The sequence below is a fragment of the Streptomyces sp. NPDC086787 genome (assembly GCF_044745865.1).
Lineage (GTDB): Bacteria > Actinomycetota > Actinomycetes > Streptomycetales > Streptomycetaceae > Streptomyces.
On the sequence record NZ_JBIVBC010000001.1, the window covers coordinates 1253731 to 1272999 of the forward strand.

General features: G+C 72.5%; 21 protein-coding genes and 1 riboswitch. Of the genes, 12 read left to right on the forward strand and 9 right to left on the reverse strand.

What is annotated here, in order from left to right; all coding sequences use genetic code 11:
- Positions 1 to 41: 41 nt before the first annotated feature.
- Positions 42 to 185: riboswitch (cobalamin riboswitch) on the reverse strand.
- Between the two features lie 129 nt (positions 186 to 314).
- Together ACIPK3_RS05815 and ACIPK3_RS05820 are read right to left on the reverse strand one after the other, a co-directional pair.
- The gene (locus ACIPK3_RS05815; RefSeq protein ID WP_402566761.1) at positions 315 to 542 is read right to left on the reverse strand and encodes a hypothetical protein; all 228 of its coding nucleotides are present in this window, start codon (positions 540 to 542) and stop codon (positions 315 to 317) included.
- A 31-nt stretch (positions 543 to 573) separates the two neighbouring features.
- Positions 574 to 1815, reverse strand: a complete 1242-nt coding sequence (locus tag ACIPK3_RS05820; protein ID WP_402566762.1) for an anion permease — start codon at positions 1813 to 1815, stop codon at positions 574 to 576.
- Positions 1816 to 1970: 155 nt separating this feature from the next.
- Between ACIPK3_RS05820 and ACIPK3_RS05825 the strand changes: the two genes are divergently transcribed.
- The 3 genes from ACIPK3_RS05825 to ACIPK3_RS05835 all read left to right on the forward strand — a co-directional run bounded on the left by ACIPK3_RS05825 (position 1971) and on the right by ACIPK3_RS05835 (position 5376).
- The gene (locus ACIPK3_RS05825) at positions 1971 to 2687 is read left to right on the forward strand and encodes a class II aldolase/adducin family protein (protein ID WP_402566763.1); all 717 of its coding nucleotides are present in this window, start codon (positions 1971 to 1973) and stop codon (positions 2685 to 2687) included.
- Between the two features lie 25 nt (positions 2688 to 2712).
- Positions 2713 to 3843: an alpha/beta hydrolase family protein gene (locus tag ACIPK3_RS05830; RefSeq protein WP_402566764.1), complete on the forward strand. Its 1131-nt coding sequence runs from the start codon at positions 2713 to 2715 to the stop codon at positions 3841 to 3843.
- A gap of 171 nt (positions 3844 to 4014) precedes the next feature.
- Positions 4015 to 5376 carry a hypothetical protein gene (locus tag ACIPK3_RS05835; RefSeq protein WP_402566765.1) on the forward strand — a complete coding sequence of 454 codons (1362 nt, stop codon included), beginning with the start codon at positions 4015 to 4017 and terminating at the stop codon, positions 5374 to 5376.
- 41 nt (positions 5377 to 5417) lie between these two features.
- Here ACIPK3_RS05835 and ACIPK3_RS05840 read toward each other — a convergent pair whose 3' ends face one another.
- The gene (locus tag ACIPK3_RS05840) at positions 5418 to 5828 is read right to left on the reverse strand and encodes a VOC family protein (RefSeq protein WP_402566766.1); all 411 of its coding nucleotides are present in this window, start codon (positions 5826 to 5828) and stop codon (positions 5418 to 5420) included.
- 100 nt (positions 5829 to 5928) lie between these two features.
- Positions 5929 to 6819, reverse strand: a complete 891-nt coding sequence (locus ACIPK3_RS05845) for a neutral zinc metallopeptidase (protein WP_402566767.1) — start codon at positions 6817 to 6819, stop codon at positions 5929 to 5931.
- A gap of 245 nt (positions 6820 to 7064) precedes the next feature.
- On the opposite strand from ACIPK3_RS05845, the gene abc-f reads away from it, so the two are divergent.
- The 7 genes from abc-f (at position 7065) to amaP (ending at position 12607) form a co-directional block, all read left to right on the forward strand.
- The gene (abc-f, locus tag ACIPK3_RS05850; protein ID WP_402566768.1) at positions 7065 to 8663 is read left to right on the forward strand and encodes a ribosomal protection-like ABC-F family protein; all 1599 of its coding nucleotides are present in this window, start codon (positions 7065 to 7067) and stop codon (positions 8661 to 8663) included.
- Positions 8664 to 8998: 335 nt separating this feature from the next.
- Positions 8999 to 9220 (forward strand): helix-turn-helix domain-containing protein, encoded by a 222-nt coding sequence (locus ACIPK3_RS05855; RefSeq protein WP_018533414.1) that lies wholly within the window; start codon positions 8999 to 9001, stop codon positions 9218 to 9220.
- A 144-nt stretch (positions 9221 to 9364) separates the two neighbouring features.
- Positions 9365 to 10168 (forward strand): enoyl-CoA hydratase/isomerase family protein, encoded by an 804-nt coding sequence (locus ACIPK3_RS05860; protein WP_402566769.1) that lies wholly within the window; start codon positions 9365 to 9367, stop codon positions 10166 to 10168.
- Positions 10169 to 10349: 181 nt separating this feature from the next.
- Positions 10350 to 10835: an Asp23/Gls24 family envelope stress response protein gene (locus tag ACIPK3_RS05865; protein ID WP_402566770.1), complete on the forward strand. Its 486-nt coding sequence runs from the start codon at positions 10350 to 10352 to the stop codon at positions 10833 to 10835.
- Between the two features lie 46 nt (positions 10836 to 10881).
- Positions 10882 to 11076 (forward strand): hypothetical protein, encoded by a 195-nt coding sequence (locus ACIPK3_RS05870; RefSeq protein WP_402566771.1) that lies wholly within the window; start codon positions 10882 to 10884, stop codon positions 11074 to 11076.
- A 296-nt stretch (positions 11077 to 11372) separates the two neighbouring features.
- On the forward strand, positions 11373 to 12020 hold the full coding sequence (locus ACIPK3_RS05875) for a DUF6286 domain-containing protein (protein ID WP_402566869.1): 648 nt from the start codon (positions 11373 to 11375) through the stop codon (positions 12018 to 12020).
- A complete protein-coding gene (amaP, locus tag ACIPK3_RS05880) occupies positions 12017 to 12607 on the forward strand; it encodes an alkaline shock response membrane anchor protein AmaP (protein WP_402566772.1) in 591 nt (196 codons plus the stop codon). Before ACIPK3_RS05875 ends, amaP begins: the two co-directional genes overlap by 4 nt.
- Before the next feature lie 3 nt (positions 12608 to 12610).
- Here the strand turns inward: amaP and ACIPK3_RS05885 are convergent, their stop codons facing one another.
- From ACIPK3_RS05885 to ACIPK3_RS05905, 5 genes are all read right to left on the reverse strand, one after another.
- Complete coding sequence (locus ACIPK3_RS05885) at positions 12611 to 13366, reverse strand: SDR family oxidoreductase (protein WP_402566773.1); 756 nt, start codon at positions 13364 to 13366, stop codon at positions 12611 to 12613.
- Positions 13367 to 13371: 5 nt separating this feature from the next.
- Positions 13372 to 15156, reverse strand: a complete 1785-nt coding sequence (locus ACIPK3_RS05890; protein WP_402566774.1) for a glycoside hydrolase family 15 protein — start codon at positions 15154 to 15156, stop codon at positions 13372 to 13374.
- A 68-nt stretch (positions 15157 to 15224) separates the two neighbouring features.
- Positions 15225 to 16025, reverse strand: a complete 801-nt coding sequence (locus ACIPK3_RS05895) for an SURF1 family protein (RefSeq protein WP_402566775.1) — start codon at positions 16023 to 16025, stop codon at positions 15225 to 15227.
- A gap of 49 nt (positions 16026 to 16074) precedes the next feature.
- Entirely contained in the window at positions 16075 to 16308 is a 234-nt protein-coding gene (locus ACIPK3_RS05900) for a hypothetical protein (RefSeq protein WP_402566776.1), read from the reverse strand.
- 100 nt (positions 16309 to 16408) lie between these two features.
- Positions 16409 to 17392: a DEDDh family exonuclease gene (locus ACIPK3_RS05905; protein ID WP_402566777.1), complete on the reverse strand. Its 984-nt coding sequence runs from the start codon at positions 17390 to 17392 to the stop codon at positions 16409 to 16411.
- A gap of 192 nt (positions 17393 to 17584) precedes the next feature.
- Between ACIPK3_RS05905 and ACIPK3_RS05910 the strand changes: the two genes are divergently transcribed.
- Entirely contained in the window at positions 17585 to 18385 is an 801-nt protein-coding gene (locus tag ACIPK3_RS05910) for an acetoacetate decarboxylase family protein (protein ID WP_402566778.1), read from the forward strand.
- The gene (locus ACIPK3_RS05915) at positions 18382 to 19266 is read left to right on the forward strand and encodes an SDR family NAD(P)-dependent oxidoreductase (RefSeq protein WP_402566779.1); all 885 of its coding nucleotides are present in this window, start codon (positions 18382 to 18384) and stop codon (positions 19264 to 19266) included. The genes ACIPK3_RS05910 and ACIPK3_RS05915 overlap by 4 nt, the downstream gene beginning before the upstream one ends.
- Positions 19267 to 19269: the final 3 nt, after the last annotated feature.

Consider the following 19269-nt stretch of genomic DNA (forward strand, 5'->3'; position numbering starts at 1 on the left):
GCGAGCATGGCGATATGTCCTCACTCAGGGTGTCCACGCCCTGGTTCGACGAGACCGGCGGCGAGAGTTCCTGGCTCCCGGGGACCGATACCCCGGTGACAGTGGCGGGACCGCGCCGGATTCGCACCGGCTTCCTCTTCTGCCGCCGTACATGGCCCGGGCAGTCCACCACGGGCCCGGAAGAGCCGTCAACTCGCCGCTGACCTGCACGGGGTGAGTGTGCAGAACCCCACACCGGCCCCGCCCGGCCGTGTCACGGCATACGAAAAGGCTCCTCCCCGTCAAGCGTCGGGGAGGAGCCTTCCACGGGTCGGTCAGGCCTTGACCACGATCAGGTAGATGCCGTACGCGACCGCCGACGCGCAGGCCGCGAAGCACACGTAGGCGCCCGTGGCGGCGAGGGTGGCGCCGCCGCCCTGGGCCGTGGCGCGTTCGCGGCGCGAGAGGCCCGCGACACCGAGGGTGAAGAGGGCCACGAGGCCCACGGTGACTCCGAGGCTGACGCCGAAGACGGAGCCGAGAGCTGCCCAGTCGATCTTCATGGTGATGCTTCCTTAGTAACCGGGCTCGGGGTCAGACGGTGGCCGGCGGGGCGGCCGGGTCGGCGGAGGCGGGCACCGGGGACGGGATCGTGGCCTTCAGCTCCTCGGCCAGGGCGGCCGTGGGCGGCGGGGTCACGGCGGCGATCGCGGTGGTCACCACGCCCGCCGGCTCCTCGGTCTCGTTGACGTTGCTGTGGTCGACGACCTCGCGGCGGGAGATCTTCCAGATCGCGGCGCTGGCGGCGACCAGGAAGACGGCGACGAGCGCGGTGCCCCAGTCACCGAGGTCGGTCACGGACTCGGCGAGCGCGGCGACCAGGGCAGCGGCCGGAAGCGTCAGTACCCAGGCGACGAGCATGCGGGTCGCGGTGGACCAGCGGACCACGCCGCCCTTGCGGCCGAGGCCGGCGCCCATCACGGAGCCGGAGACCACGTGCGTCGTGGAGAGGGAGAAGCCCAGGTGCGCGGAGGCCAGGATGGCGGTCGCAGCGCTGGTCTGGGCGGCGAACCCCTGCCGCGGCTGAAGGTCGGTGAGGCCCTTGCCCATGGTGCGGATGATGCGCCAGCCGCCGAGGTAGGTGCCGAGCGCGATCGCGAGACCCGCGCAGAGGATGACCCAGGTGGGAGGGTTGGAGCCGGGGGCGATGGAACCGCCGGCGACCAGCGCCAGGGTGATGATGCCCATGGTCTTCTGCGCATCGTTGGTGCCGTGGGCGAGCGAGACCAGACCGGCCGAGGCGATCTGCCCGGCGCGGTAGCCCTTGCGGGTGGCCTCGGTCTCGGAGCCCTTGCTCAGCGCGTAGGAGAAGCGGGTGGCGAGCAGGGCCGCCAGACCGGCGACGACCGGGGCGGCGACCGCCGGGATCAGGACCTTGGTGACGAGCGCGTCGCTGTGGACGGCGCCCGTGCCGGCCGAGGCGATCGTGGCGCCGATCAGGCCGCCCATGAGAGCGTGCGAGGAACTGGAGGGGAGTCCCACCAGCCACGTCACCAGGTTCCAGAGGATCGCGCCGACCAGGGCGGCGAAGATGACCTCGGGACGGATGCCGGTCTCGTCGACGAGACCCTTGGAGATCGTGTTGGCGACCTCCACGGAGAGGAAGGCGCCCACGAGGTTGAGCGCGGCGGACATGGCCACCGCGACCTTGGGCTTGAGCGCGCCGGTCGAGATGGTCGTGGCCATCGCGTTGGCGGTGTCGTGAAAACCGTTCGTGAAATCGAACGCGAGTGCGGTCACGACCACAATCGCGAGGATCAGCGAGAAGTTTTCCATTTACCCAGGCAATCGTTCGAGGTCATTGGCTGGTTGAACGTAGGCAACCTGGATGAACGGAAGGTGAACTGAGGCGGGCGCCGCGATGTCGCGGGCGCGTGTCTTCGAGAGATCCCCGTCACCCGCGGACGGGAGCGGGCTGGCAGGATCGACGTATGGCCGAACAGCAGTGTGACGACAGCGAGGACAGCGACGACAGCGACGACACGGCGGCCGCCTGGGAGGCGCTCGTCGCCACCGCCCGCCGTACCGTGGCCGACTCGCTGGTCGTCGGAACCTCCGGCAACGTCTCGGCGCGGGTCGGCGACACCGTGCTGGTCACCCCCTCCGGAGTGCCCTACGACCGGCTGACCCCGGACGACATCACCGGAGTCGACCTCACCGGACGGCGGGTGCTCGGCACCCTTGTGCCCACCAGCGAGCTGCCCATGCACCTCGCCGTCTACCGCACCACCGACGCCCGCGCCGTCGTCCACACCCACGCCGTGCACGCCACCGCCGTCTCGACGCTCGTCACCGAACTCCCGCCCGTCCACTACATGACCGGCGCCCTCGGCGGACCGGTACGGGTCGCCCCGTACGCGACGTACGGCACCGACGAACTCGCCGACAACATGCTGCGCGCCCTCGACGGACGTTCCGGCTGCCTCCTCCAGAACCACGGCACGATCACCCACGGCACCTCCCTCGACCAGGCCTACGACCGCACCGCACAGCTGGAGTGGATGTGCCGCCTGTGGCTCACGGCGTCCTCGGTACCGGGCCTGGCCCCCAGCCTGCTGTCCCCGCGCCAGCTGGCCGAGGCGAGCGAACGGCTGCGCGGCTACGGCCAGCCGCGACACCCCGAGGCGGCCGGGCCCACTGGCCGGTGAGCGGGTCCACCGGGACACTGGACCCGTGCGCACTGTCAAAGCGACGGCCGCTGCCGTCACAGCCGTCCTGGCGGCCGGCGCGGCCGGTGTCGCCGCCGGGCGCATGGCCAGCGACGCCGCCCTCAAGGCACCGCCCGGTCGGCCCCTGCCCACCGAGCCCCGGCTCACCGTGCACGCCACGGCCGCGGGCCGGATCACCCTCACCCGCGACCTGGCCTCCCTGCGCCCCGGCGTCTACGGCCTGTCCGGAAACGGCTCGCACGCGGTCGTCGGCCCGGTCATGGAGTCCGCCGAGCACACCGCCGACGCCGTCGTACGCCGACTGGACCGTGTCACCCACGGCACGCTCAGGCCCGGCGACAAGGTGTGGCTCACCCCCAACGTGCACGTCGGCAACCCCGACAGCGCGCTCGGCCTCGACCACGCCGACATCGACGTGCCCGGCGAGCTCGGCGCCCTGCCCGCCTGGTTCGTGCCCGGCTACCGGGACACCTGGGTAATCACCGTGCACGGTCTGGGCACCACCCGCGAGCACCCCATGAACGTCATGGGCTTCCTGCACCACAGACGCCTGCCCGTGCTCGACCTCGCCTACCGCGGCGACCTCGGCGCACCCCGCCCGCCCGACGGTCTCGGCCACCTCGGCGAGACCGAATGGCGCGACCTCGACGCGGCGATCCGCTACGCCGTCCGCTACGGCGCCCGCCGCGTCGTCCTGTACGGCTGGTCCACCGGCGCCGCCATGGCGCTGCGCGCGGTCCAGCACTCGCCGGTCCGCGACCGCGTCGCCGGACTCGTCCTGGACTCGCCGGTGCTCAGCTGGGAGGCCACCCTGCGCGCCCTCGCCGCCGCCCGGCACACACCGGAGGCGCTGCTGCCGCTGGCGGTGCGGGCCGCCCAGGGCCGTACCGGACTGCACCCCGACCACACCGGCCGGACCGCCGACCCGGCCGGACAGCTCACGGTGCCCACCCTGATCATCCACGGGCCCGACGACGAGGTGGCTCCCTGGGAGTACTCCCGCCGCCTCGCCGCCCTCCGTCCCGACCTGGTCGCCCTCCACACCGTGCCGCACGCCCCGCACGGCGCGATGTGGAACGCCGACCCGAAGGAGTACGAGGAGCGGCTGCGCCGCTTCCTGACCCCGCTGATGTGACACCCACCGGTGTGACCCCCGCCCGCCGTTCCGGTTGAGGCCGTGGGAGGGCCCGCACCTGGCTCGATCCCGACTCCTCGGCCCTCGCCGGAACGCGTGCGTTGGCCCTCTCCGTCGCCCGCGGTGACATTCCGTTTGGGTTTTCGGACCGTCAACCGGAAGACTGCACCCGTGACGTCCCGTATCCCGCGCGACTCCAGGCTTCGACTCGTCCGACCGCGACCCCTGGCCGCCGCCCCCCGAGCGATGAACCAGCGGCGCACGCGCCGCCCCGCACCCCGCCCTCCGGAGGGCACGCCGGCCCCCGCGGAACTGGCCAGAATGGCGCGCGCCGGCCTGGCCGGCGCCGCTCGCGTCGCCCGCTGGGCCGACGCCTGCCTCGGCCCCGGCCGCGACGGCGGGACCGACGACGGCAAGGCCACCCTCTCCGACGCGACCGCCGAACGGGCCGCCGCCGACCTGGGCCTGACCGCCGCTCAGGTCCGCGCCGACTGGGACATCGCCCGCCTCGCCGGCCTCGTCGAGGTGCACGGCGACAGCGCGCGCCCCGGCTGGCGCCTGCGCGCCTGGGACCGCGACGACAGCGCCGTGCTGCGCGGCTGGGTCGCGCTCTTCGACGCCTGGTCGCTCGCCTACCCGGAGCACCCGGAACACCCGGACCACGAGCCCGCCGCGGTCGCCGAGGTCGTCTCGGCCATGCCGCAGGTGCTCTCCTTCCTCCAGCTGTCCGCCGGTCCCGTCCCGGTCGAGCAGCTCCTCGACCTGCTCCAGCAGCGGGTCACCGAACTGCGCACCGAGCGCGGCGGGGCCTTCGCCCCGCTCGCACCGCTGCTCGACTGGTCCCTGCACGCCCTCGCCTCCGTCGGCGCCCTCACCTGCGGCGACGGTCAGGCCACGCTCACCCCGCTGGGCAGCTGGGCGGTCTGGATCAAGCTGGAGCAGATCTGCGTGGCCGCGCAGAGCCCCGCCGGGAACATCGAACAGGGCGCCGAGGACATGCTCCGCGGCTGCGCCCAGCTGCGCCCCAACGCGGCCCGCGCCGAGTACCGCGCCTGGCTCGCCGCCCGCACCGTCGGCAGCGCCGTCACCGAGCTGATCGAGGCCGCCCGGGGGGAGGACGCCCTGCTGCGCGGCCTCGCCTTCGAGGCACTGCGCGTCGTCGGCGCCCCCGCCGAGCCGGATGTGCACGCCGTGCTGGACGAGCCGACCCTGCGGCCGTACGCCCTCCTGTGGCTCGCCGAGCACGACGGCGTGGACCCGGAGGACGCCCACGAGGCCCTCACCCGGGAGGAGGCCACCTGGCTGTGGGTGGACACCGCCGCGGCCGTCGCCGACCACGGCGACGCGCCGCTGCTCGTCCGGCACCTGGAGTCCGCCGTGCAGCCCACCGTCCCCCAGCTCCTGGACGAGGTGCGCGCCGTCGGGCATCCCCGCACCGTGCAGGTCCTGGTCGCGCTCGCCGCCGCCCACCCCGACCCCGCCTTCGCGAAGGCACTGCGCCGGGCCGCCTTCCAGGTGCACACCGGCGGATAGCCCCCCGCCCGGGGCGTGGGTCCGTCGGGCCGCCGGCCCGCTCAGGCCCCCGTGTCCGGCGCGTAGGTGCCGAAGCTCCAGATGTTGCCCTCGGTGTCCCGGGCCATGTAGTCCCGTGAGCCGTAGTCCTGGTCCGTCGGGGGCATCAGGATCTCCGCGCCGTGGTCCACCGCGCGCTGGTGGTGTGCGTCGACGTCGTCCACCACCACGTACACCCCCGAGGGGCCGGCCTCCTTCATCGCCGTGTCGAACACACCGCCGCGGCCCTTGGAGCCGAGCATCACCGCCCCGTTGCCCTGCACCAGCTCGGCGTGCAGCACCGCGCCGTCCTCGCCCTCGTACACCGACAGCTCGGTGAATCCGAAGGCCTCCGTGAGCTGCGCTATCGCCGCCTTCGCGTCCGCGTACAGCAGCGTCGGAAACACACTCGGCCGACCGCCCGTACCTGCCATGCCGCTCACTCCCCTGTGCGTCGGGATGAACCGGGAATCCGGACCGACGCCAGTGTGACACCCGCCACTGACAACGCCCCCGGTGCGGCGGCCGGGCTGTTCAGCGGAACGTGTCGCACCGGGCCATGTCGCCGGTCCGGTAGCCCTCGTAGAACCACTGCTGCCGCTGCCGCGCCGAGCCGTGCGTCCAGGTCTCCGGCGTCACCCGCCCCTGGTACCGCTCCTGGATCCGGTCGTCGCCCACGGCCGCCGCCGCGGACAGGCCGTCCTGGATGTCGGCGGTCGTCAGATTCGTGATCAGCGGCTTTCCGGTCGACTCGTCCTTGGTCGTGGTGGCGTGGTGCGCCCACACCCCGGCGTAGCAGTCGGCCTGCAGCTCGACACGCACCGCGTTGCTGTTCGAGCCGGTCTGCCCGTCCCTGGTGCGGCCCAGGGTGCCCATCAGGTCCTGCACGCGGTGCGCGTACTCGTGTGCCACCACATAGGCCTGCGCGAACGAGCCGCCGCTCGCCCCGAACTTGTCCCGCAGGTCGCTGAAGAAGCCGAGGTCCAGATAGACCTTGCGGTCCCCGGGGCAGTAGAACGGCCCGACCGCCGAGGTCGCCGTCCCGCACGCGGTGCCGACCCGCCCGCTGAACAGGACCGTCTGAGCGGGCGTGTACCGTCCGCCGCGGTCCCGGAACTCCTGCGACCAGAAGTCCTGCACGCTGTTGACCACCGCCACGATGCGGCAGTCCTCCTTGGTGTTCGCGTCGCGCCCGGTGTGGCAGGACTGCTGGACCTGCGCCAGCGAGGACGAGGTGGGCGCGGGCGAGTCGCTGCCGTCGGACAGGCCGAGCTGGTCGGGGCCGACGCCCAGGAGCAGACCGAGGATCAGCGCGATCAGCCCCGCGAGGCCGCCGCCCACCGTCGCCTTCCCGCCCGGAATCCGACTGCCGCGCACATCCTGCACCTCGGAGGTGTCCAGGTCCGCGTCGTCGTCGAACTGCATGGGGTACCGCCTCTGCTCGCGTCGCCCCCTGAACCCCCACCGTCGTCCGCTGTCATCCGCTGCCATCGTCACCCGCGGCCCAGGCGCCCGCATCCGGGTCGGGGTCCGGGCCGACCGCACGCCCAGAAAAAGCGCTTGCACCACCCCGTTAGAATGGCCCCCATGGCCATTCTCCTCGCGCATTAGACGGCGGGAACGCCCTCAGCCGCCCACCCGTCAATCCCAGTCCCGCCTGGAGTCTGTCCGTGATCTCCGCCTCCGGTATCGAGCTGCGCGCCGGTGCCCGCATCCTCATCGAGAACGCCACCTTCCGTATCGCCAAGGGCGACCGCATCGGCCTGGTCGGCCGCAACGGCGCGGGCAAGACCACCCTCACCAAGGTGCTGGCCGGTGAGGGCATCCCCGCCGCCGGCAACGTCGCCCGCTCCGGCGAGGTCGGCTACCTCCCGCAGGACCCCCGCACCGGCGACCTGGACGTCCTCGCCCGCGACCGGATCCTCTCCGCGCGCGGCCTCGACGTGCTGCTGCGCAAGATGCGCGAGAACGAGCAGCGCATCGCCACCGGCACCGGCAGCACGCGCGACAAGGCGATGAGGCAGTACGAGCGCCAGGAGACCGAGTTCCTCACCAAGGGCGGGTACGCCGCCGAGGCGGAGGCCGCCACCATCGCCGCCGCGCTCAATCTGCCCGACCGGGTGCTCGGCCAGCCCCTGCACACGCTCTCCGGCGGTCAGCGCCGCCGTATCGAGCTGGCCCGGATCCTGTTCTCGGACGCCGACACCCTGCTGCTCGACGAGCCGACGAACCACCTCGACGCGGACTCGATCATCTGGCTGCGCGACTACCTGAAGACCTACCGCGGCGGCTTCATCGTGATCTCTCACGACGTCGACCTGGTCGAGACGGTCGTGAACAAGGTCTTCTACCTGGACGCCAACCGCGCCCAGATCGACGTCTACAACATGGGCTGGAAGCTGTACCAGCAGCAGCGCGAGGCCGACGAGAAGCGCCGCAAGCGCGAGCGCGCCAACGCCGAGAAGAAGGCCGCCGCCCTCAATTCGCAGGCCGACAAGATGCGCGCCAAGGCCACCAAGACGGTCGCCGCGCAGAACATGGCCCGCCGCGCCGAGAAGCTGCTCTCCGGTCTCGAAGCGGTCCGGATCTCCGACAAGGTCGCCAAGCTCCGCTTCCCGGACCCGTCGCCCTGCGGCAAGACCCCGCTGATGGCCGAGGGCCTGTCGAAGTCGTACGGCTCGCTGGAGATCTTCACCGACGTCGACCTGGCCATCGACAAGGGCTCCAGGGTCGTCATCCTCGGTCTGAACGGCGCCGGCAAGACGACCCTGCTGCGGCTGCTCGGCGGCGTCGAGCAGCCCGACACCGGCGAGGTCGTCCCCGGCCACGGCCTCAAGCTCGGCTACTACGCCCAGGAGCACGAGACCCTGGACCCCGAGCGCACGGTGCTGGAGAACATGCGCTCGGCCGCCCCGGACATCGACCTGGTCGAGATCCGCAAGACACTCGGCTCGTTCCTGTTCTCCGGCGACGACGTGGACAAGCCGGCCGGTGTCCTCTCCGGCGGCGAGAAGACCCGGCTCGCGCTGGCCACGCTCGTGGTGTCGTCGGCGAACGTGCTGCTCCTCGACGAGCCGACCAACAACCTCGACCCGGCCAGCCGCGAGGAGATCCTCGGCGCGCTGCGCACCTACAAGGGCGCGGTCGTCCTGGTCACCCATGACGAGGGCGCCGTCGAGGCGCTCCAGCCGGAGCGGATCATCCTGCTGCCGGACGGCGTCGAGGACCTGTGGGGCGCCGACTACGCGGACCTCGTCGCCCTCGCTTGATCGAATGTGTGATCCACAGGCTATGGATCATTCGGCTTATCCGTGATCCATCATCTGAGTGAGATCTCCTCGTATCGGGGTGTGTCCTACACCGATTTTCGCGGCCGACCCCTTTCTGACCGGGGGTCGGCCGCGTCGCATCTCTGACCTGGCACTTAGCGGAAGAACCCGTTCGGCGGCACGGCCGGCGCCGCCCGGAATCACCCGTTCCGCTTGTGGGGACGAGCTCCTGTCGTCACAAGCTTGTCCCACAGACCTTGCCGAATGGGTGGCCATCGGGCCCTGGAGGGGTGATCATGAGGGGACCAGAGCGCACTTCCCATGAGGAGGCACGGGTGGCCGAGACTCTGAAGAAGGGCAGCCGGGTAACCGGCGCCGCGCGCGACAAGCTCGCGGCAGACCTGAAGAAGAAGTACGACTCCGGTGCGAGCATCCGGGCGCTGGCCGAGGAGACCGGCCGCTCGTATGGCTTCGTGCACCGGATGCTCAGTGAGTCGGGCGTCACGCTGCGTGGACGTGGCGGGGCGACCCGGGGCAAGAAGGCCGCAGCGTCCTGACGCCGGGCGGCCCATCGCCTTCGATGGTGGCCACCCGGTCGGTCTGCTGATCGCCCGGGTGGTTACTGTGCAGTCACTTAGCTGTGCCGTCGTACGGCGATGCCGTACGGTGCGCAGGACGACCGCACCCCTCGGAGGCACCCCATGGCTTCGCCCGACAAGGATCTGTCGCCCGTACTCGACAAGGACGGCGTACGGCTCACCGTCGGCGACGCGCTCGCCACGGTGACGCTGACCAACCCGGCCAAGCTGAACGCCCAGAGCCCTGCCATGTGGCGGGCGCTGGCCGAGGCCGGGCGGCTCCTGCCGGGCTCCGTCCAGGTGGTCGTGCTGCGCGGCGAGGGCAAGTCCTTCTCCGCCGGGCTGGACCGGCGGATGTTCACACCGGAGGGCATCCCGGGCGAGGCGCCGTTCACCGATCTCGCGCGTCGTGACGACGCCGGGCTGGACGCGACCATCGCGGAGTTCCAGGAGGCTTTCACCTGGTGGCGGCGCAGCGACATCGTGTCCATCGCCGCCGTCCAGGGGCACGCCATCGGGGCCGGCTTCCAGCTCGCCCTCGCCTGCGACCTGCGCGTCGTCGCGGACGACGTGCAGTTCGCCATGCGCGAGACCAGCCTCGGACTGGTGCCCGACCTGACCGGCACGCATCCGCTCGTCGGGCTCGTCGGCTACGCCCGCGCGCTGGAGATCTGCGCCACCGGACGGTTCGTGCCGGCCGAGGAGGCCGTCAACTGGGGCCTCGCCAACCTGGCCGTGCCCGTCGCCGAACTCGACGCCACGGTCCGCGACCTCGCGGCGGCACTGCTCGTCGCGCCCCGGGACGCGATCGTGGAGACCAAGACGCTGCTGCGCGACGCGAGCGGCCGCACCTTCGACGAGCAGCGCGCCGCGGAACGTCAGGCCCAGGCCCGCCGACTGCGTGACCTCGCCGGCATGGGCGAGTAGTCCGCGGGCCCGGCCGGCATCCGCCTTGGCGGGCCCGGCCGGCATTGCCACCGGCGCCGCCGCCTCCACCGCGAGGCGGCGGCGCCGTCGTCGTTGCTCCAGGCTGCCGCATCCTGAGCGCGCGGCCGGGTAACCCCGCTTACCTTGGTTCGGGGGACGACGACCGGAAGGACGTACGGCCATGACCGACATGACGGAGCAGAACCGGACGCCCCCCGAGGCCGACGCCCAGTCGTCCGCGCAGCCCCGCAAGGCCGTGCGACGCGGCGGCGGTGACCCGGGGGTTCGGGGACGGACGACCATCGCCGACGGGGTCGTCGAGAAGATCGCCGGGCTCGCCGCACGGGACGTGCTCGGCGTCCACGCCATGGGCAGCGGGCTGTCGCGGACCTTCGGCGCCGTACGGGACCGGGTGCCGGGCAGTGGCACCAAGTCGGTGACCCGGGGCGTGAAGGCGGAGGTCGGCGAGGTGCAGACCGCCCTCGACCTGGAGATCGTCGTGGACTACGGCGTCTCCATCGGCGACGTGGCACGGGCCGTGCGGGAGAACGTGGTCGCCGCCGTGGAACGGATGACCGGACTCGAGGTCGTCGAGGTCAACATCGCGGTCAGCGACGTCAAACTGCCGGACGAGGAGGACGACGAACCGGAGCCCCGGATCCAGTGACGCACCGCCCCCGACGACGCACGGCTGACGAGCTGAGGAGCGCAGCATGAGCATGGCCGCGGTCGGCATGATCGCCGGAATGGCGCTCGGCTTCGCCGGGTACTTCGGCGGATTCGGTGCCTTCCTGCTGGTGGCGGCGCTGGGCGCCGTCGGCTTCGTGGCGGGCCGGATCCTGGAGGGTGACCTGGAGCCGGGTGACTTCTTCCGCGCCCGCGACGACCGGCGTGACCGGCGCCGGTGACCGCCGTGAACAGCACGACCGATGAGCCGCGCGGAGCCGGGACCGCCACGCGGCCCGGCGAGCGCGGCGCGCTGCGGATCGCCGACCGGGTCATCGCCAAGATCGCGGCACAGGCCGCCCGCGAGGCCGCGGGACCGCCGACCGGACACGCCGCGCCCCCGCAGACCACCGTGACCGTGCACCACGGCACCGCCCGGATCCGGGTCCGCCTCGAACTCGACTACCCCACCGACATCGGCGCCCGGTGCGCGGCCGTACGCCGCCACGTCGCGGAGCGGGTGCACGCGCTGACCGGAATGGCGGTGCCGGAGGTCGTCGTACACGCCGAGGCACTGCACCCGCTCCCGGCCACCGGGCAATCCGTCGAGAAGGAGCCCGGCGCACTCCCCGCAGCGACGGCCCACGCCGATCGTGTGTGGTCGGCGCGCCGGGTCCCCGCGGGCGTCGTCGCGCTGCTGCTCCTGATCGTCGCGGCCGCCTTCCTGTACGACATCGCCGCCGTCCGGGCGCACCGGCCCGCCATGCGCTGGCGCCGCGAACTGGCCGCCCAGCTCGCCACCCGCCCCCTGGACGACACCTGGGTGCTGGTCGGCGCCGGTGTCGCGGCGGTCATCGGCCTGTGGCTGATCGTGCTCGCCGTCACGCCGGGACTTCGGGACCTGCTGCCCATGCGCCGACCGCACCCGGACGTCCGTGCCGCGCTGGGCCGGGACGCCGCCGCCCTGGTGCTGCGCGACCGTGCCATGGAGATCGCGGGCGTACGGGCGGCACGGGTGAGGGTGCGGCGGAGGAAGGCCGATGTCCGCGCGGTCTCGCACTTCCGCGAACCGGAAGACGTACGCGCCGACCTGGACGCCACGCTCACCGATGCGATCGGCGGCCTCGTGCTGACCCGGCCGGTCGCCCTGTCGCTGCGTGTCGCGCGGCCCGGACGCAAGGGGTGAGGCCGGTGCTCAGGACGGTCAACCGGATACTGATCGGGGTCGCCGGCCTGCTGCTCGCCGTCGTCGGAGGCTCGGTGCTCGCCGTGGGTCTCGGCGTCCGGCCGCCGGCGTGGTGGATCCACGACGGACCGCACGACGTCCTGCTCACCCAGGCCCGGCGGACCCGGTGGCAGGACAACGGCTGGTGGTGGCCGGCCGTCCTCGGTGCGCTCGGCGTCCTCGTCCTGCTCGCGCTCTGGTGGCTCACGGCGGTGCTGCGCCGCCGCCGGCTCGGCGAGTTCCTCGTCGAGACCGGCGACGACGGTGCGGGCGTGCTGCTGCGCGGACGGGCCTTCGAGGACGCGCTGGCCGACGACGCGGCGGGCCTGGACGGTGTGGCGTACGCACAGGTCACGCTCACCGGCGGACGGCACGCCCCCGGGGCCCGCGTACGGCTCCAGCTGGAGCCGTACGCCGACCCCGGCACGGTGCTGCGGGACCTCACCGCGCGGTCCCTGGCCCACGCCCGGGAGTCGGCGGGTCTGGCCGGGCTGCCGACGGAGGTACGGCTCCGGACGGTCAAGCACCGCGCGGAAAGGGTTACTTGACGCTCAGAACCCGTGCCGCACCCCGCCGTCCACCGGCACCATGACCCCGGTCACATAGCCCGCGGCCGGGGAGAGCAGAAACGCGGCCACCCGCCCGAAGTCCTGGGGCGTCCCGTACCTGCGCAGCGGGATCCGTGACTCGTTGGCCGCCCGGGTGGCCTCGGGGTCCGCCGACAGACCGTCCAGCTGGCGCATCCGGTCGGTGTCGATGCGGCCCGGCAGCAGCCCCACCACCCGGATGCCGCGCGGGCCCAGCTCGTCCGCGATCGACTTGGCGAACCCGGCGAGACCGGGCCGCAGCCCGTTGGAGATCGTGAGCCCCGGAATCGGCTCGTACACGGAGCCCGACAGCACGAACCCGATGACACCGCCCGCCTCCAGCTCGGCCGCCGCGGCGCGGGCCAGCCGGACCGCGCCCAGGAACACCGAGTCGAAGGCGGCGGCCCACTGCTCGTCCGTGATGTCGGCGACAAAACCGGCCGGTGGGCCGCCGACGCTGACGAGCACGCCGTCGAAGCGGCCGAAGTGCTCGCGGGCGGCCGCGATCAGCCGCTCCGGAGCCGTCGCGTCGGCGTTGTCGACCGCCACCCCCACGGCGTCCGGCCCCAGTTCGGCCGCCGCCTGCGCGACACCCTTCTCGTCCCGCCCGGTGATGACCACCTTCGCCCCGTCGGCGAGGAGTTCGCGCGCCGTCGCGTTGCCCAGTCCGCGGGTGGCTCCGGTGACGACGTACACCCGGTCCTTCAGTCCAAGATCCATGATGTCTATCCTGCCCCGTCCTCCCCGAAGAGGGCGAGAGCGGAGTTCACCAGAGCGATGTGGCTGAACGCCTGCGGGTAGTTGCCGAGCTGGCGGCCCGCCACCGGGTCGTACTCCTCGGCCAGCAGCCCCACGTCGTTGACGAGACCGGCCAGCCTCTCGAACAGCTTCTTCGCCTCGCCCGTGCGGCCCGTCATGTGCAGCGCGTCCGCCAGCCAGAACGAGCACGCCAGGAACGCCCCCTCGCCGCCCGGCAGCCCGTCGACGGGCGTCTCCTCGGTGTCGTACCGGCGTACGAAGCCGCAGTGGCCCAGTTCCTCCCAGACCGCGTCCACCGTGCCGACCACGCGCGGGTCGTCCGGCGGCAGGAAGCCGACGCGGGGGATGAGCAGCAGTGAGGCGTCCAGTTCGCGCGAGCCGTAGTGCTGCGTGAAGGTGTTCCGCACCGGGTCGTAGCCGCGTTCGCACACCTCGCGGTGCACCTCGTCCCGCAGCGCGCGCCAGCCCTCCAGGTCCCCGCGCAGATCGGGCCGCTCCTCCAGGGTGCGCACCGCCCGGTCGGCCGCCACCCACACCATCACCTTCGAGTGGACGAAGTGCCGACGGCCGCCGCGCACCTCCCACAGTCCCTCGTCCGGCTGCCGCCAGTGCTCGCGCAGCCACTCCAGCAGGACGCCCTGGAGCGACCACATGTGCGGCCTGGTCGGCAGCCCCGCGCGCCCGGCCAGCCACAGCGAGTCCATCACCTCGCCGTACACGTCGAGCTGGAGCTGGTTCACGGCGGCGTTGCCGATCCGGACGGGCGCCGACCCGGCGAAGCCGGACAGCCACGGCACCGTGAACTCGGGCAGCCTCCGCTCGCCGGCCACGCCGTACATGATCTGCAGATCTCCCGGGTCGCCCGCGACCGCGCGCAGCAGCCAGTCACGCCAGGCCTCGGCCTCCTTGTGGTAGCCCGCGGACAGCAGGGCGCCCAGGGTGAGGGTCGAGTCGCGCAGCCAGCAGAACCGGTAGTCCCAGTTGCGGACCCCGCCCAGCTCCTCGGGCAGCGAGGTGGTGGCGGCCGCGACGATGCCGCCGGTGGGGGCGTAGGTGAGGGCCTTGAGGGTGATCAGGGAGCGCACGACCTCCTGGCGGTACGGGCCGTTGTAGCGGCAGCGGGCCGTCCAGTGCCGCCAGCCCGTGACGCTGGAGCGCAGCGCGTCGTACGGGTCGACGAGCGGGGGCCGCGGTTCGTGCGAGGGATGCCAGGTGAGCACGAACGCGACCCGCTCGCCCTCCGCGACGGTGAACTCCGAGTGGGTGCCGAAGTTCTCGCCCCAGGTCCGTACGGCGGGTTCGCTGCGCAGCCACACCGAGTCGGGGCCCGCGACGGCCACCCGGTGCCCGCCGGACTGGCGCATCCAGGGGATGATCACGCCGTAGTCGAAGCGGAGCCGCAGGGTGCTGTGCACGGTGACGCGGCCGCTGACGCCCTCCACGATGCGTACGACGTCGGGGCAGCGGTCGCGCTGCGGCATCAGGTCGGTGACCCGGACCGTGCCCTCCGCGGTCTCCCACTCGGTGTCCAGGACGAGGGTGTCGGCGCGGTACTCACGACGCGTGCACCGGTCCGCGCCCTTGGGCGCGATCCTCCAGTGGCCGTTCTCCTCGTCGCCCAGGAGCCGGGCGAAGCAGGCGGCGGAGTCGAAGCGCGGCAGGCAGAGCCAGTCGATCGAACCGTCCCTGCCGACCAGGGCCGCCGTCTGCTCGTCGCCGATGAGGGCGTAGTCCTCGATGCGGGGCTGCACGGGGTGCCGGTTCCCGGTGAGCCGGTCCGGCAATCAGAGGTGCGGCCGGGCGGGTGACACGCGGTCGGTCACACCCCGGCCGGTTCCGCCGGTGCGGCAGTCTCCTCCGGGGCGGCGGCCGTCTCGCGCTCCCGGTTCTCACGGCGCACCAGGACCACCCAGCCCACCGGGACGCCCGCGGCGAACAGCCACCACTGGATCATGTACGCGTAGTTGAGCGGGGCGTCCTCCTTGCCCGGACTGGAGATCTGCTGCGGGGTGTCGCCCTTCGGCTCGGGGGCCGTCTGCTCGACATAGCCGCCGAGTACCTCGGCGCCGAGCCGGCGCGCCTGCTGCTCGCTGCTGATCAGCATGACCTGGCGGTCCGGCAGCCCCTTGACGTCCTTGATGCCGCTCGCCGAGGTCGTCTCGTCGGGCTTGAGCCGGCCGGTGACGGTGGTCCGGCCCGCGGGCGGGGCGGGGATCTTCGGGAAGGCGGTCTGGGCGCCGTTCGCGGGGATCCAGCCGCGGTTGACCAGCAGTACCTTTCCGTCCGTCAGCACGAAGGGGGTCAGGACGTGGAAGCCGACCTCGTCGTCGGCGTTGACGCGGCGCCGGACCACGACCTCCCGGGAGGTGTCGAAGGTGCCCGTCGCGGTGACGCTGTGGTAGCGCTCGGACCGGGTCACGGTGTGGCCCGGGGACGTCAGCGTCTCCACGGCCACCGGCTTGGCGTTCAGCGCGTCGGAGACCAGCTGGTTGCGTGCGGTGCGCTCCTCGTACCGGTCCTGCTGCCAGAAGCCCAGCCTGATCATGGTGGGGATCAGGGCCAGGGAGAACAGGGTGAGGATCACCCACTGGCGGGTCAGCAGGAAGCGGTAGCGGTGCACCCCACGACGGTACAACTCGGTCGTGGGGTGCTGTCGGTCGGGTACCGGCTCACACCCGGTCCACGATCCCCGTCTTTCCGGCCGAGCGGGCGCAGTGCGCCCCGCAGTACCACTGGTTGTCGGCCTCCACGCCCTGGCCGATGATCGAGACCTTGCAGTGCTCGCAGACCGGGGCCATCCGGTGGATGGCGCAGGAGAAGCAGTCGAAGACGTGCACCGCTCCCTGGGCGTGCACCTCGAAAGTCATCCCGTAGTCATTTCCGCAAACTTCACATTTCGCCATGGGCCACAGAGTGAGCCGTCGCCCTCGCCCCGGCGAGCGGGCGCCGGGCGAGTCGCGCGGCAATCACCCGTCCGCAGCCCGTCCGCAGCTCCGGTGCGGGTCACCCTTCCGAGGCGGCTTCGACATCCCCGAGAAGCTGACCGAACGCCGCCTCGTCCACCACCGGCGTACCGAACTGGCGCGCCTTGACCGCCTTCGACGTGCCCGATTCGGGGTCGTTGGTGACGAGCAGGCTGGTCAGCCGGGACAGACTCGTCGCGACATGAAGACCGGCCTCGGTCGCCCGGTCCTCCAGCAGCTCACGGTCGACCGAGGTGTCCCCGGAGAACGCCACCCGCATGCCCTGCCTGAGACGTCCGCCCTCCTCGTAGCGGCCCGGGTTGGGGTACGGGCAGGCGGGCCGGCTGCGCGACGGACGCCAGCCGGCCGACCGGTAGCCGCCGCCCTGCCGGCCGATCACCGGGGCCGGCCGGTCGGTCCACTCCGTGAGCGGACGGCACTCCAGCAGCGGCAGCCGCACATCGTCCGCCGCCGCGGCCCGCAGACTCGGCCGGAACGCCTCCGCCAGCACCCGCGCGTCGTCCAGCGCGTGGTGCGCCTGCCGCTGCACGACACCGAAGTGCGCCGCCAGCGACTCCAGCTTGTGGTTGGGCAGCGGCAGGCCCAGCTCCTTGGACAGCGCGATGGTGCACAGCCGCTGCCGCACCGGCGCCTGCCGCTTCGCGCGCGCGTACTCACGCGCGATCATCTGCCAGTCGAAGACCGCGTTGTGCGCGACGAGCACCCGGCCGTCCAGCCGGGACGCGAACTCCTCCGCGATGTCCGCGAACAGCGGCGCGCCCTCCAGCACCTCGCTCGTCAGACCGTGGATCCACACCGGGCCCGGGTCACGCTCCGGATTGACCAGCGTGTACCAGTGGTCCTGGACCTCGCCGCGCCCGTCGAGCCGGTAGACGGCCGCGGAGATTATCCGGTCGTCCCGGGCCAGCCCGGTGGTCTCCACGTCAACGACCGCGTACCCCTGCGGATACGCGGCCGGCCACCGGGTGGCGGAGGGTGCTGCGGTCGTTCGGTCTTCGAGCATGGTCAATGAGGATACGGGCCGGGACCGACAGCCCCGCCCCGAAGCCCCCTCAGCAGCCCGCGGGGCGCCGCCGGTTCGAACACCGGTCGGGTGCCGCGAATGTCCGTGCACACGCCTATGGACCTTTTCGGCACCCGGTGCGAACGTGCTGCCGCCCGGCGGTTGACCCTCTACGGAAGGGCGGTACGGCGTATGGCACGCGTACGGTACGGCGCGCGGACCGAGGCGGAGATCACGGCCGCGCGCACCGCGAGCGCGAAGCTCCCGCACATCTGGTCCACCGGTGTGACAGCCGTCTGGGAGACCGACCCGGACGCGGTCGCCGCGGTCCTGCCGCCCCCGCTCAAACCGACGGCGCGGCCGCTCGTGCGAGTGAGCGTCAGCAAGGTGGAACTGCCCGGGTATCCGCTCGGCGCCGGGTCGTTCGCGGTCGCCGCCGCCCACGACTCGGTCGAGGGCTGGTACCCGCTCGTCATGCCGATGACCCACGAGCGCGCCCTCACCGGCGGCCGCGAGGTCTTCGGCGAGCCCAAGAAGCTCGGCGAGGTCACCGTGAAACGGGACGGCCTCGTCGTCCGCGCCGCGCTCGCCCGGCACGGCATCGCCTTCGTGGAGGTGCGCGGCGCCGTCACCGGCGTACTGCCCCTCCCGGAGCCGTCCCGGAAGACCGACTTCTACTTCAAGTGCCTTCCCGCGGTGGACGGTTCCGGCTTCGACGCCGATCCCGTCCTCGTGCACTGCGTACGCGAGGAGCGGGTCCGCAAGCTGGAGAAGGTCACCGGGGACGTGGTCCTGCGGGAGTCCATGTACGACCCCGTCGCCGACCTCCCCGTGCACCGCCTGCTGGAGATCAGCCTCGGCGAGAAGACCAGCGACCAGCGCGGCCGGGTCGTCGAACGGGTCGCCGCGCACGCCCTGTTGCCGTATCTCCACCAGCGCTACGACGATCCGTTCCAGGCGCTCGACGCGCCCCCCGAGGGGAGCGCCCGATGAGACTGCGGGCGGGACAGGTCGCCGTCGTCACCGGGGCGGCGAGCGGTATCGGACTGGCGATGGCCCGCAGGTTCGCGTCCGAGGGCCTCAAGGTGGTCCTCGCCGACGTCGAGGGGGCCGCGCTGGAGAAGGCCGCGGCGGACCTGCGCGCGGAGGGCGCCGACGTGCACGCGCGCGTGACCGACGTCAGCGAACGCGAACAGGTCATGGACCTCGCGGAATCGGCGTACGACACCTACGGCGCCGTACACGTCCTGTGCAACAACGCCGGGGTCGGCTCGGGCGCCGAGGGCCGGATGTGGGAACACGAGCCGAACGACTGGAAGTGGGCCTTCTCCGTCAACGTGTGGGGAGTCTTCCACGGCGTCCAGGCGTTCGTCCCCAGGATGATCAAGTCCGCTCAACCCGGTCATGTCGTCAACACGTCCTCCGCGGACGGCGGTATCGCCCCGCTGCCCACCGCCTCCGTCTACGCCGTCACCAAGGCGGCCGTCGTCACCCTGACGGAGTCCCTCTACGCCCACCTGAAGGCAGAGCAGACGCGCGTGGGCGCCTCGGTGCTCTTCCCCGGCCCGCACATGCTGCGCACCGGCCTGTGGGAGTCGCACCGCAACCGACCCGCCCGCTACGCCAAGCAGCGGCCGCGCCGGACCCCGTACCGCAGCCTCGACCAGTGGGAGACGGCGATGCGCGACGCGGGCCGCGAGGTGTCCTTCACCCCGGTCGAGGAGGTCGCGGACCTGGTCGTCGACGGCATCCGCGCGGGCCGCTTCTGGCTGCTGCCCGAGAGCGGGCACAGCGACGCCCAGATCCGGGCGCGGGCCCGCTCGATGCTCGACCGCGCCAACCCGTCGTACCTGGAGAACTTCATCCTGGACTGAGGA